This window comes from Fibrobacter sp., assembly GCF_017545445.1.
Lineage (GTDB): Bacteria > Fibrobacterota > Fibrobacteria > Fibrobacterales > Fibrobacteraceae > Fibrobacter.
Window position 1 is genome coordinate 61,496 of sequence record NZ_JAFWOM010000027.1, and the last position, 12,908, is coordinate 74,403.

General features: G+C 41.4%; 15 protein-coding genes. 6 read left to right on the forward strand and 9 right to left on the reverse strand.

Going from position 1 to position 12,908, the window contains the following annotated elements; translation table 11 throughout:
* Nucleotides 1–19: 19 nt before the first annotated feature.
* The 6 genes from IKG78_RS03320 to IKG78_RS03345 all read right to left on the reverse strand — a co-directional run bounded on the left by IKG78_RS03320 (nt 20) and on the right by IKG78_RS03345 (nt 3,632).
* Entirely contained in the window at nt 20–169 is a 150-nt protein-coding gene (locus IKG78_RS03320) for a hypothetical protein (protein ID WP_290939251.1), read from the reverse strand.
* A gap of 33 nt (nt 170–202) precedes the next feature.
* Nucleotides 203–712: a hypothetical protein gene (locus IKG78_RS03325; protein ID WP_290939255.1), complete on the reverse strand. Its 510-nt coding sequence runs from the start codon at nt 710–712 to the stop codon at nt 203–205.
* Nucleotides 713–720: 8 nt separating this feature from the next.
* Nucleotides 721–876 (reverse strand): hypothetical protein, encoded by a 156-nt coding sequence (locus IKG78_RS03330; protein WP_290939258.1) that lies wholly within the window; start codon nt 874–876, stop codon nt 721–723.
* A gap of 76 nt (nt 877–952) precedes the next feature.
* A complete protein-coding gene (locus IKG78_RS03335) occupies nt 953–1,609 on the reverse strand; it encodes a hypothetical protein (RefSeq protein WP_290939261.1) in 657 nt (218 codons plus the stop codon).
* Nucleotides 1,610–1,621: 12 nt separating this feature from the next.
* Nucleotides 1,622–2,365 (reverse strand): RloB family protein, encoded by a 744-nt coding sequence (locus tag IKG78_RS03340; RefSeq protein WP_290939264.1) that lies wholly within the window; start codon nt 2,363–2,365, stop codon nt 1,622–1,624.
* A 1-nt stretch (nt 2,366) separates the two neighbouring features.
* On the reverse strand, nt 2,367–3,632 hold the full coding sequence (locus IKG78_RS03345; RefSeq protein WP_290939267.1) for an ATP-binding protein: 1,266 nt from the start codon (nt 3,630–3,632) through the stop codon (nt 2,367–2,369).
* Nucleotides 3,633–3,869: 237 nt separating this feature from the next.
* Between IKG78_RS03345 and IKG78_RS03350 the strand changes: the two genes are divergently transcribed.
* From IKG78_RS03350 to IKG78_RS03365, 4 genes are read left to right on the forward strand one after another with little or no spacing between them, the layout of a single operon-like run.
* A complete protein-coding gene (locus IKG78_RS03350; protein ID WP_290939269.1) occupies nt 3,870–6,350 on the forward strand; it encodes an AAA family ATPase in 2,481 nt (826 codons plus the stop codon).
* Nucleotides 6,350–7,705 (forward strand): hypothetical protein, encoded by a 1,356-nt coding sequence (locus IKG78_RS03355; protein WP_290939272.1) that lies wholly within the window; start codon nt 6,350–6,352, stop codon nt 7,703–7,705. Before IKG78_RS03350 ends, IKG78_RS03355 begins: the two co-directional genes overlap by 1 nt.
* A 3-nt stretch (nt 7,706–7,708) precedes the next feature.
* Nucleotides 7,709–7,903, forward strand: coding sequence for a hypothetical protein (locus IKG78_RS03360; protein ID WP_290939275.1), 195 nt, complete (start codon nt 7,709–7,711; stop codon nt 7,901–7,903).
* Nucleotides 7,904–7,952: 49 nt separating this feature from the next.
* Nucleotides 7,953–8,987 (forward strand): PDDEXK nuclease domain-containing protein, encoded by a 1,035-nt coding sequence (locus IKG78_RS03365; protein WP_290939278.1) that lies wholly within the window; start codon nt 7,953–7,955, stop codon nt 8,985–8,987.
* A gap of 287 nt (nt 8,988–9,274) precedes the next feature.
* On the opposite strand, the gene IKG78_RS03370 is transcribed toward IKG78_RS03365, so the two are convergent.
* The gene (locus IKG78_RS03370; RefSeq protein WP_290939281.1) at nt 9,275–9,883 is read right to left on the reverse strand and encodes a LemA family protein; all 609 of its coding nucleotides are present in this window, start codon (nt 9,881–9,883) and stop codon (nt 9,275–9,277) included.
* A gap of 127 nt (nt 9,884–10,010) precedes the next feature.
* The gene (locus IKG78_RS03375; RefSeq protein WP_290939284.1) at nt 10,011–11,117 is read right to left on the reverse strand and encodes an iron-containing alcohol dehydrogenase family protein; all 1,107 of its coding nucleotides are present in this window, start codon (nt 11,115–11,117) and stop codon (nt 10,011–10,013) included.
* Nucleotides 11,118–11,277: 160 nt separating this feature from the next.
* Between IKG78_RS03375 and IKG78_RS03380 the strand changes: the two genes are divergently transcribed.
* Both IKG78_RS03380 and IKG78_RS03385 read left to right on the forward strand, forming a co-directional pair.
* On the forward strand, nt 11,278–11,535 hold the full coding sequence (locus IKG78_RS03380) for a type II toxin-antitoxin system RelB/DinJ family antitoxin (RefSeq protein ID WP_173567884.1): 258 nt from the start codon (nt 11,278–11,280) through the stop codon (nt 11,533–11,535).
* Nucleotides 11,535–11,798 (forward strand): Txe/YoeB family addiction module toxin, encoded by a 264-nt coding sequence (locus IKG78_RS03385; protein ID WP_290939289.1) that lies wholly within the window; start codon nt 11,535–11,537, stop codon nt 11,796–11,798. Before IKG78_RS03380 ends, IKG78_RS03385 begins: the two co-directional genes overlap by 1 nt.
* A gap of 1 nt (nt 11,799) precedes the next feature.
* Here the strand turns inward: IKG78_RS03385 and IKG78_RS03390 are convergent, their stop codons facing one another.
* On the reverse strand, nt 11,800–12,900 hold the full coding sequence (locus tag IKG78_RS03390) for a tetratricopeptide repeat protein (RefSeq protein ID WP_290939292.1): 1,101 nt from the start codon (nt 12,898–12,900) through the stop codon (nt 11,800–11,802).
* Nucleotides 12,901–12,908: the final 8 nt, after the last annotated feature.

Here is a 12,908-nt window from a genome sequence, read left to right on the forward strand (position 1 = left end):
AATGTATGGTCTTGAAAAATTATTTTGTTTTCTTTTTGGGGTTGAGTTTGCTGAATCCCCCATAACTATAGCATGTTGAGTTTACTTTATTTGAATTTGTTTGTCCATTTGAATTGTGGTTGCCAAAATTTCCATTACTATCTTGATTTAATACCTTTTTCTCTGTCATAAAAATGTCCTTTTTTGTGAAATATAGGTGGCTTTAAGTTGAAAGGCATTTTACCTGGATTGAGCAAAATCCTAAAAAGAAAATAAAAGTAACAAATGCGCTTATTCCTATAATGAAAGACCACTTAGAAATGGAATCAAAATTTGACAATTTTTTTTCATACGTGTCTATGTCGGAGTCATCTGCTTCAAATAAGCAGGCCTTGAGATAATCCGCATTTCTATTAAAAATCATTGCGTTTGTTATCATACACACAACGAAACTAATTATTGAAATCAACATGATGGTAAATTGAAAATGATTCATTGGATTTTTTATCAAAGCAGCATAAATTGTTGCTATAAATCCTACTAAAATTGATGAAATGGTAAGCATGGTTTTGTCATGTTCCATTTTTGTTTGTAACCATGCAGAGATTCCTTGCTCAAACCATGCAAGGTGCTTTTGTTCATCAATAGAAGATCCCTGTTTGGGGCAATCCTCCCTATGTGAGGATGTGTTTTCGCTTACTTCTAGTAAGCAGAATTTAATACTATTTTTCATTGCAAATATTACTTCTTTTGATTAGAAGTGTTGTTAATTGGATTAAGTTTATTAAACCCCTCAACGCTGGCTTTTGTAGATATTCCTTGTGTTTGTGGTGGTTTTTGGGCGGTTGGATTAAGTTGTTTAAAACCAGTAATACTTTCTTGCAAGTTTTTTTTCATGTTTGGTTCCTCTTTTTGCAGAAATATACAATATTTTTTTATGAGTAAGTGCGCTGAAGCAAAAATGCATGATAATTTATAGAAAACTTTTAATTAGTGATAAAATAGATGATGCGTTCCCAAAGTCGGACAAAAGTGATGAACCTTTTGAATTGATTACGGCATCGTGAATTTCTTGCAGTATCTTTAATGCCTTAGCCCTGTCAATCTCAACAGCGTCTTTTGTTTTTTCGTCTTCGGCCCTAACGAAAATGATATCCTTGTCCTTCTTGAAGGAATCCTTCGCTTGTTGGATATATTTTTTATCGACATTCTTTAGGCAAAGACGGTCGTAATCAAGACTTTCCTTGCTATTCTTTTTGATGAATTCCACATCTTTTACTGTGGCACGAGAGGAATTGATTCTCTTGAATAGCGAAGGTGCCGCCTTCATTTCCTTAATGATAATTCCAGCTTCTTCGGCAAGGCGGATGATAAGTGATGTCCCCTTGGGACCTGTGCCTGGATAACCTGATGTTAATCCACTTTTGATAAAGACAATGTAATCCTGATTTTCAAAGCATAGCATAAGAGCGTGATAATTTTCGCAAGTCAGGATTGTCATGTCCACAATTTTGCGACTCCCATAGAGAAGCCTCATAAAGTCGTCAATACAGTATTGAGTCGCACTTGTCGAACCTTCATATTTGATGTCGATGCTATATAAACCGAGTGGATCGTTATCTAAAAGCATTTTGTTCACCTTTTAGTGGCCTGAGCTTCCGGTCTTTTCTTCTTCCCGAACTTTCTCTGCCGTCAATTCCGGATTTCTCAATTCAAATACAAGTTCATCGACGTGTGTGCAAGGATTTTGTGATCTCGGCGTATTTGTTGAATCTTTGAAATTATTTCTAAGCGTTTTGGCCCGTGCAAATGCATCCGCTTCATTGCCGAGTTTTGTTACATGCTCGTAAATTTGGGAATCACCTTTGGAATAGTCGTAAAGAGCTTCAGAATTGGTTTTGTGCAATTCATTGCGGATGGCGGCTTCTAGCAAATCGCAGAGATCTTTGCGATTTGTACTTGTTGAAACATCTTTAAAGTGTAGTAGCAACCAAAGTTCAAAACTTTCGTTTGACCACGCGCAATTGATTTTGTGTTCTGCGGCTTGTTGGATGGCTTCGTCAAAATCGGGAAATTCGTCTCTGTCGAAGACTACCCAGACGCGGTCGTATTCCTGGTGGTTGTATTTTATTTGTCGATGAACTTTTCCGACAAGAGCGGTCGTTGATTTCCCTTTGCCCTGCACGGAAATGTTGATACTGAATCGGTTCGATTTTTCGAGTTCCGCTTTAAGCGCGTTGAAATAGTTCGGCTCTGTCTGCGTGCCTTCGGTTGCAATCAAAAACGTGAGCTTTACGAATCGCTCTTTGGGTTGCGATTCCTGCTCAATTCGTTTAGCGTGTAGTTCTTCTTCCTGTGCAATTTCTTTTAACGAGAGTTTTTTCATCCTAACTCCTTAAGAAGGGGATTGCACCATATTTACCATTTATATAGTCTTTTTCGTAAACACGATCGTTGCGGATTTTGTCGCCGTTCTGTTCTCTGATATCGCTTAGTGGATAAATGTCTGTTGATTCGTCGTTTCTGTCTTTTTCTGCAAACCAAATCTGATCCCTGCGGAAAATTTTGTTACTGAGCAAATTTGTATCATGTGTTGCGAATATTAATTGCGCGTTATTCGGATTTGATTCGGGAGAATTGAATATTTCAATGATTTTCTTAGTAAGCAAAGGATGCAGTTTGGCGTCAAATTCATCAACAACGATTAGTCCTCCCCTTTCAAGAGTGTCTATAATCGGTCCGGACATATTGATGATTTTTTTCGTCCCTTCCGACTCCATTTCGTCGTTATAAAAGAACATTTCCTTGATGGAACCGTCTAGTTTATGAACCATGTGTCCTGTTTTTATTGTAGGAGTTTTGGCTTCGTTTAAATCTTCTGGCAAAATATTTCTCAATTCACTTTCAGCGTGAGCTTCGGTTAGAAGATATTCTTTAAGACCTATTTCAGATTTTTGAATGTTTGAAAATCCTAAATCCATATTGGTGACAAATGCTTTTGCTTGATTCGAAGTTTTGTCATCTGCGAATAAGTAATTGCATGAAAAGATTTTAAAACTTGAATCATTTACGCCGGAGGTGACTCTCAAATCTTCAAACCATTTCATTATAGATAGTGAAGTTTTTCCATTCAGCTGTGTCACAAGGGATAAAAACAGGCGGTTGTCTGCAGTGGATTCTTCTTTGCCTATTCCTTCAGGAAAATCTTTTGTCACGCCGATTCCTTCATTGTTTCGAATAAAGAGAATCTTTTCGTGATCATTTTTTATGATGTACAGCCATTCGCCATTAATTTTCTTTGGACTGTATTCAAAGCCATACTTATAGGTATTGTTGTCCGATGTAAATACAACTTCGAAAAAAGTTGGCTTCTGCAAATAAAGTTCGTCCAGTTTAAAAGGATCGGTTTTCAGTTCTTCTGTCGGATTTGTCTTCACGGAAGAAAGCAAAACCTTTTTCATCATTCCTATAGCTGAGATCAAGTTGCTTTTGCCGCTAGAATTCGCGCCATAAATAGCTACAGACGGCAACAGTTTAAAGTTGTTGTCTTCCCGGACGAACTCCTTATGTTCTTGGATGGAGGCTGCCTTCAAAGAAAAGGTCTTGTTTTCTTTAAAGGAACGGAAATTGCCGACGGTAAACGATAAAAGCATAATTCTACATCCTTGAATTTTGAGAGAATTTCTCAAAATTTACATTATTTCTTTATAAAAAACAAGATTTCGATTTAGAAAATGAGAAAGCGTTTCAAAAATAAACAATATTTGGGCCAATTACGCGCACTGGAAGGGTAAATTCCCAGATTTTGGTCGTATTGCTTCAAAATCGACAATTTCGGCACCTATGAGAAAGATGTTTATGTATTTTTGTGGAAAATTGCGGAGATTAATATGATTAGCCTGAATGATTTAAAAAATAGTTTAAGCTCATTTTATAAAGATCTTTTCCAAAAAGAGCTAGAGAATGGAGATATAGAAGCTCCCGCTAATGAAGTAGAGTCGTGTTGGGTGAATCTCTGTAAATTTGAAGATTCTGAATCCGAAAAACACCTGAGTAGTATTGACTTATACTGTCAAACAGGTTGGAAAAATTCTAGTCCGATTGGTCCTGAAGACATTGTATATGCTTTCGCTTTGTATCGAAATGGAAAAGATTTCTTTAATTGCGATAGCGAAGAAGAACTCTGTAATGTAATAACAGAAGATGAATCCTTGTCTAAATATTATGATGCAGAATGTTATAACTTATATCGAATAAAAGAGAAGCAACTGTTTCTTCAATATGAAAGCTCATCTAATAATCCGAGGGGCGGGGCTAACGCAATATATGTATCGTATTATTTCAAGCAGAGTGAAACGAGAAAAGACGATTGTCTGCGTTTCTTTCTTAAAGAACTTGTTGATAACAATTTTCTAAAAGAAGAAGAAATTGAAAAAATTAAGCAAAGTATTCTTGGTAAATATTTAGGTGATAAGAACGATACAAAAGAACAGCAATACTTCATTGCAAAAATTACAGATGCACCAAAAATATTTGCAGAATCAGTCATTCATAATCATTGGCGAATGCAGCAGAGATATGATCATGAAAAGTATGCAAATGCAGTTACAATAAACTTAGGAAATGCAAAACAGGTTCATAAAGGTGATATTCTTATTTTGGATAATGGAGGTGCTTTGTATGCATATGGAGTTGTTAAAGAGAGCCCTAAGAATGTTATTGCGAAGGCCTCGTTGAAGGAGATTATAGAAAAGCGAGTGCATACATATCCTGCCAAAGAAGGCTTTATTGCTTACGATGATTGTAGCGCGTATTACGAACAGAATTACAAAGGGTGCAATTCTGATTGGAGTCAATTTATAGATGTTGAAAGATGGGAATCTTTCTGTCCTAAAAATCCCGTGAGCAATTCTGGCGTGCAAGATGCAGCGGGAGGACTTTCGGTACATTCAATTTTCAGCGTTAAATCTGAATGGGCTAAAGGGAAAATAAAGGAACTTGACGGACACTTTGCGACAAATAGAACGGAGGCTGATAAAATGCGAGAGGATAACAAACGCTTACTTGAACAGAAAAAGAACATTATTCTTCAAGGAGCGCCGGGGACAGGAAAGACATATGCAACAGCTGCTTTAGCTTTATCTATGGTGGACCCTAATTTCAACGCTTTTGACGATCATGCCCTTGTTATGGCTCGCTATGAAGAGCTTCAAAAGGAAGGCCAAATTGCATTTACAACATTCCATCAATCGCTGGATTATGAAGATTTCGTTGAAGGTATTAAACCCCAGAAAAAAGGCGATGGCGTAATTTATGATATTGAGGATGGAATCTTTAAAAAGATTAAAGATTTGGCTTTGACAAATTATGAGGATAGCAAAAAATCCGACAAGGAATTGAAATCAGAAACCGATACAAAAATCCTTTTTGAAAAATTCTGTTCAAAGTTAGAAGAAGATTTATTAAAAAATGACGGCATAGAGTTGATACCTCATAGCATTTTAAAGATTAGAGATGTGTTTCGTAAAAGTGATGGTTCTGCCAAATCAATCTCCATATCAAGAACTGTTGATAGTCCGTACCAATCACTTTCGCTAGATATGGTACAACGAGATTATCAAAAATTTAAAAATGGCGAAATCAAATCATATGAGGATATAAAACCCAAATATGAAAGTAAATCTTTGTATCATGGAAATGCCATCTATTATTATGAATTGTTCAAAAAAATGAAGGCGTTTGAAGAGGCTAATGGTAGTATGGCTTCGACGCAAACAGAAAAAGTCGAATTAAAGAACTACGTCCTCATTATTGACGAAATCAACCGTGGTAACGTTTCCAAGATTTTCGGCGAATTGATTTCTTTGTTGGAAGCTGACAAGCGTATTGGCGGGGACCATCCTCTTACTGTAACGCTCCCGTATTCTAAGGAATCTTTCTCTGTTCCGTCGAACCTTTATATCATCGGTACGATGAATACAACAGACCGTAGCGTTGGTTCAATTGACTATGCCGTGCGCCGTCGATTTGCGTTTGTGACTCTGGAAGCGGATGAAAATAAGGTTCCCGAAGGAAACGCTCGGAATTTATTCAATGCCGTGAAAAACTTCCTAAATAAATCTAAGTACGACATGGACATCGAAGACTTGATGGTTGGCCATAGTTACTTTATGACTGCTAACGAAGATTCGTTGAAAATGAAATGGCGATATGAAATCCTGCCACTTCTGATGGAGTATCATAAAGACGGAATCATCAGCATGTCCCCATTGAAGGATGATTCTGGTAATGAAATTGCGGATGTAAAGAAGGACTATGCCAAATTTGTAGAAGCATGGCAAAAGAAAGAATCTGATTCGCCTAATTCATAATGTCAGTATTTCCATTTACAGAGCATGATGGCCTTTGCGGATGTGCGGAAAAGGCTGAATTCGATGCGATGATGTCATCGGGTGGCTTTTCCAATATTCCGTCAAGTATTCCAAATATCAAATCTATTAAAGATGTCAAATACCTCGGTATTGTCAAAGACGGAGAAAACCTAAAAGCCCATTATTATATTGGTGCCTCTTGGTTCATAAAAGACAAGTGTGCTTTTGTCGTAAAGCCCAAAGTGGAAGTTGATTATATCAAGTTATTCATGACGGCGCTGGAACTGAATTCCGAAAATGAGGCTGCATATTTCTCTAATTACTATTACATTGATTTTGAAAAGCCTGCAATTAAGACGAATGCCTTGGATAATGTAATCACGCCGCTTCTTATTCTGCATTACATCTCCCTGCTCAGGCACCTTGTTTCAAGGGGACTCAAGAAGGGCTATGTCGTTCGGGAAGAAAACTTGCAGTCCAAAATCCGTGGGCGAATCCTGTTGCAAAGGCATTTGACGAAAAATGTTTTCGCCAAGCGTGAAGACCGTGTTTTTTGCCGATTTCAGGAATTCACGGAAGATATTCCAGAGAACAGGATTCTCAAAAAGGCTTTGTCGTTCTCTGTGCGGTTTATAAATCAATACGATAGTTTCAAAAGCCATTTGCAAGAATTGACTCCACAGTTGTCAATGATTGGTTCCGCTTTCGAGAATGTTTCTGAAGACGTAACGATTGCTCAAGTTGCAAAGGTCAATGCCGGCAAGATATTCCGCCATTATGAATCCGCTATCAAGGTCGCGAAACTGATTCTTCGGCATTTCGATTATTCCATTGACAACGCTTCGGAAACTGCGCAGAGTGTACGACCATTCTGTATAGATATGCCTCGCCTTTATGAAATGTATGTGTTGAGTCTGCTCCGCAAGGCTTATGGCGACCAGATTAAATTCCAGGTGAAGGGATCACACAAGACGCAGGTTGATTATATTGATGTCAAAGAACAGATCATTCTTGACGCGAAGTATAAGCCGTGCTATAAAAAAGGTGATATTGGCATAACCGAAGATGTGAGAGAAATTAGCGGTTATGCAAGGGATAAGAAAATTCTTAAAGTTTTAAAATGGAACGCGAATATAGCTGACAAGAAAGGCAAATTTTTGCCGGATTGTGTGATTGTTTACCCTGTTGTACAAGTAGAAGAAAATGACAATGGGGAGTTGCCGAATGTTGTCGCTGAAAAAGCCTGTTCTTGCAAATATGAATTTGATAAAAATGCGTCTATCGTTAGCCAATGCGACGAAATAAAGGCTTTTGAAGGGCTTTATAAAATAGCGATTCCATTGCCCAAAAAGTAATCTATGTTTTCCTTCATCCGCAAATTCTTTGAACGCCGCAGGGCCCTTGCTGCCGAACGTAACCGTTTATGTAACGATTTGCTGCGACGGGTTTCTTGGGCTCTTTCGGATTATATTGATGCGAGCAAGACTAAGGACTCACTTCAAAAGTGGATTGATGATAAAAGCAAGTTACTTGTAGAAGTAAGTGATATTTAGGGGACGCCTCTCACATCAACCAGCCGCAAAATCGGCTAATGGAGGCTATATGAAGTCTAAAGAAGTTATCTCGGCTAAGTTGGTTCAAGACGCCAAGCAAATCATCGAAACTGCACGGAAAAATGCAGTTAGGAGTGTCGATTTCTGCCGTGTTCAAATGTATTGGAATCTTGGCAAGCGGATTTTCGAAGAAGAGCAGCATGGCAAGAAGCGTGCTGATTATGGAGCGTATATCGTGAAGTCGCTTGCTGAAAAACTGGAAGTTGAATATGGGAGTGGGTTTGGTGTTCGCCAAATTGAACGTGCTCGTCAATTTTTTCTGTTGTACCCAATTGCGTCCGCATTGCGGACGCAATTGAATTGGTTTCAATATAAGATGCTTATTGCTATTTCCGACTCCGACAAGCGTGAATATTACGAACTTGAGGCGGTGAACAATGCATGGAACGGTCGCGAACTTGAACGCCAAATTAACAGCCAACTGTACGAACGTCTTTTGCTCAGCAACGACAAGGAAGCCGTATTGGCGGTTGCTCGCAAGGAGCGCTTCCCTGAAACTCCGCAAGAGGTTATCAAGGATCCGATGGTTCTGGAATTTCTTGGATTAGAAAAGAATCCAGCCTTTTATGAAAGCGATTTGGAAGGTGCAATAATTTCACACATTACTGAATTTCTGCTCGAACTGGGCAAGGGATTCTCCTTTATTGCTCGGCAGAAGCGAATTATGCTTGAAGACGATGAATTTTTCATCGACCTCGTTCTTTACAACAGGCTGCTTCGCTGTTTTGTGATTATTGAAATCAAGACGGGCAAAATCACGCATCAAGATCTCGGACAACTCCAAATGTACGTGAATTACCATGACCGCATTGAAAAGCTTCCCGATGAAAATCCGACAATCGGCATTCTCCTGTGCGCAGGCAAGAATGACTCTGTGGTGAAAATGACATTGCCCGAAAACAATAAAACTATCCTTGCCAGTGAATATAAATTGTATCTGCCCACTACAGAGCAGTTGGTCAACGAAATCAATGAAGCTAAGGAATTGGCAAAAAAGCAAGAAGCTTGTCGAACTGCACAATGAGCTGAATAAGAATAAGCATGTCTCGATAATGAAGGATTTAAAAAATAGGGCTTTTTGATAAAAAGTTGGAAAAACGGGCAAAAATGCACTGAAAATGGTTGGAAAAGCGGGAAAATCACCTAATTCGCTAATATGGATTAGAGAAGTTCAAAAAAAGGTCATCGCGTTGCTTCACGATGACCGTTTTTAAAATGCTTTTAGCGCGTCTAGATTTTACTGGATCCTATCGGGCGTTGCCCTCCAGAATGACGTTCCTAATCCCTAACCCCTAAAACCTAATACCTATTCTACTTTATATCAAACTGGACTTTCGGTGCTGTACTTGCGCCGGCGTCAGCGGAGAAGAGTGCCTTGGGGCTTGCGCCTGCGAAACCTGCGACGAGGTTTGTGGGGAACTGGCGAATGGTGGTGTTGTATTCCTTGACGGTTTCGTTGTAGCGTTTGCGTTCGACGGCGATGCGGTTTTCGGCGCCTTCGAGTTGCACGCGGAGTTCCTGGAAGCTTTTGTTGCTCTTCAAGTCAGGGTAGTTTTCAGAGACGGCCATGAGGCGCTGCAAAGCTCCGCTGAGGCTGCCTTGCATTTCCTGGAAGCGCTTGAGGGCGGCTTCGTCGTTCATGAGGCTTTCGTCGAGCTTGACGGTTCCGCCCATGCGGCTGCGCATGTCCATGACTTCGGTGAGGGTGCTTTTTTCGAAGTTGGCTTCGCCTTGCACGGTGCTGACGAGATTCGGGATAAGGTCAAAGCGGCGCTGGTAGGTGTTTTCGACTTGTGCCCACTGCGTTTTTACGCCTTCTTCGAGGGCGATGATGTTGTTGTAAGCGCTGACGCCTTTCACTGCGACAATGAGGATGATAAGGAGGATAACGGCGGCTGTGATGATAAGGGCTTTTTTCATGTGGGTTCCAGTAGGTTGACCGTTTGTTTTTCAGTGTAATAATATACAAATTTCGGAGGGTATAAGGAGATCCCCGCCTTCGCGGGGATGACAGCTAGGAAAGGACGGGATGACAGTTGAAGAGTTCTTATTCCACCACTAACGATTTTTCGTAGATGTAGTCGATGTCTTTGGCGGTGATGCTGCCGGGGACGAGATCGAGCTTGGAGTGGTTCACTTTCATGGCGGCGGCGAAATTGTCACGCATTTGGCGGGTGACGGTGCATGTGCCGATGAGGTGGCGGAGCATTTCGTAAAATTCGCCGATGTTCTGTAATTGCAAAAGCGAGAGGATTTTTGCGACGTCTTGAGGGACGAACTTGGCGCAGACTTCGGTATAGGCGGCAAGGAAATAGCCGACGGCGGGGCCGTGCGGAACGCCTGCGTGGAGAGTGAGGTCGTAGCTCATGCCATGCGGCACGGCGGTTGACGTTTGTGCGATAGACATGCCGGCAATTGTGGATGTAAACATGAGTTTTTCGTATAAACTTTCATCTACATCGCTATCGGAAAGGAGGGTGTCTTTGTATTCTCCCCAGAGCTTGAGTCCGTATTCCGGGCACATGCGGTTGAGCGTGTTCGATTTGACGTTGAGGATGCTTTCGACCATGTGGGCGAGCGCATCGACGGCGGTGTTCACGATAAGCGTTTTTTTTGCGGAGGCGAGGTACTTCCCATCGACGAGGGCGAGTGTCGGGAAAATGACGTGCGGGATGCTTTTTTTGAGATTTATCTTACGGTTCGTGATGATGGCGACGGGGGTGACTTCGGAGCCTGTGCCGCAAGTGGTCGGGACGGCTACGACTGGCACGTGGTCCAGCGGATTTTGAGGCACTTTGTGGAGTTCGTCCGCGTGTAGGTCTGGATTGCTAAGGAGCAGAGCCACGGCTTTCGCGGCATCGATAGCGGAACCTCCCCCGATGCCGATGACGTAGTCTGCGTTAAAATCGCGGGCGATTTGCAGCGCTTTCCCCACTGTGTCCGTTGACGGATTTTCTTCGACTTCGTTGAAAATTTGGAATGGAATTTCCCCTGCTTTCAGGACTTCGGTCACGTCGATTAATGAGCCGTTTGCAGCGGCGGAACTGCGACCGGTCATGACTAGTGCGCGTTTTCCGATGGCGAGCAAATCTTTTGCGTGGTTTTTAACGCAATTTTTTTCAACGTAAATGTCTGTGGGAACGTAAAAACGCATAAAAGCTCCTTGAGTATGTATCAAACATAAAAATTTTACTGAGAAAATAATGGAATTTTGAATCAATGATGTTGAAATAGATGAAAAGTGTGGTAATGTCTATAAAATGTGTGACAATGTGCAATAAAAAATATATATTGTGTTATGAAAGGAGAGTTTTATGGCTACACTTAGTGTTCGCATGGATGATGAAGTGAAAAATGCGTTTGATGCATTTTGCGAGTCCGTTGGCTTGACTCCGTCTGCGGCAGTGAATCTTTTTGCAAAGATGACGCTGCGTGAAAATCGAATTCCTTTTGACATAAAGGGAAGTTCTGACCCTTATTGGAACAAATCCAATCTTGCATATCTTAGAAAGTCTGTCGCTGAAATTGAAGCCGGTCACTATCAAGCTCACGATTTGATTGAGGATGATTAATGCAAAAGAATTGGTCGGATGCGGCATGGAATGACTATTTAGCTTTGCAAAGTGATAAGAAGCTTTTGAAAAAGACCAATGAATTACTTAAGGATATCGAACGCAATCCTTTTAGTGGTCTTGGAAAACCAGAAGCTTTAAAAGATGATTTGACAGGATATTGGAGTCGCCGTATAGATGATTTTCATAGAATTGTCTATAAAGTAGAATCTGATGGAAGTGCCATATATATTGCCTATTGCGGCACTCATTATCATAAATAAATTACAGCATCAGCCATTCTTTGTTGAACCATTGGTAGAGGCGAGTTTGTTCGCTCCTGTTCTTGATGAGCCACTGGGCGAATGTCGGGCGGTCAATGGGTTCGCAGATAGTGTAGATAAACGCATCTACCAGCCTGTTATGGATCAGTCCCTGGTAAAATCTCTGTATCGGGTCGTCGATTTCGTCGGTAAAGGCGATGAGCTTGATGCTTTTTTCCAATATGTAGATTAAGAATTCGGTTTGCTGTGCCGAGGTGGAATCCTTGTCGTAGAGCTTGCGGGCCCCGATGGAATCCGTCGCGAACATGGTCTGGAGCGAAAGGAGAAATTCGTTGTTCACGGTGGAATCGCTGCCGGTCTGCTTGACATTCGGGGAGTTCAATTTGAGTTCGTCCCCTTCTTTTTGGACGAGATATTTTGTCTTGCCGTAAAGTCTCGAAAGGTTGTCGCGGATGATTTCGTCTTTTTTGGTGATGAACGTCGAGTACATCGAATAGGCGTAGAACTGCGGCCATTTGCCCATCAAGCTTGCGATGAACCCTGCATAGTAATAGCTACCTTCGTGAATGCGGGAGTTGCTGATGCTTCGCTTGACCCAGGCATAAGCGCTATCGGCGTTGTTTTGGCGCATGTAGGTGATGGTCGCGTTGTAGGGAATGTTGAACGAGTTCGGTTCTTTCTCGAAGCCTTTGCGATAGACGGCGAGGGCGGAATCGGGCATGCCCTTTTCGTCGTAGATGGTGCCCATCAGGCTGTAGAGGTTTTCGTTGATGTTTCTCGTATCGAGTTTTGCTGCGGCCTTGGCGTAAGAGAGCGCCTTGTCCATTTCGTGCTTGGCGTGGTACGAGAATGCCATCTCGTATTTGACGAGTGCGTTTTTGGGCGCCTTCTTTTCGGCCTGCTTGTACTTGGCGATGGCTTCGTCGTATTGACCTTGTTCGTGGAATTGTACACCTTCGTTGACTAATGTATTGACAATATCAGTTACGGCGGCGTTTTTAGTTGTCGCGTTTTTAGACGCTCCATTGGGTGCGGCACTAGGAGCGGCAAAGAGCGGTGTGCAAGCGGCAAGGCTGAAAATGAGTGCGACAACTTTATTCATGATAAATG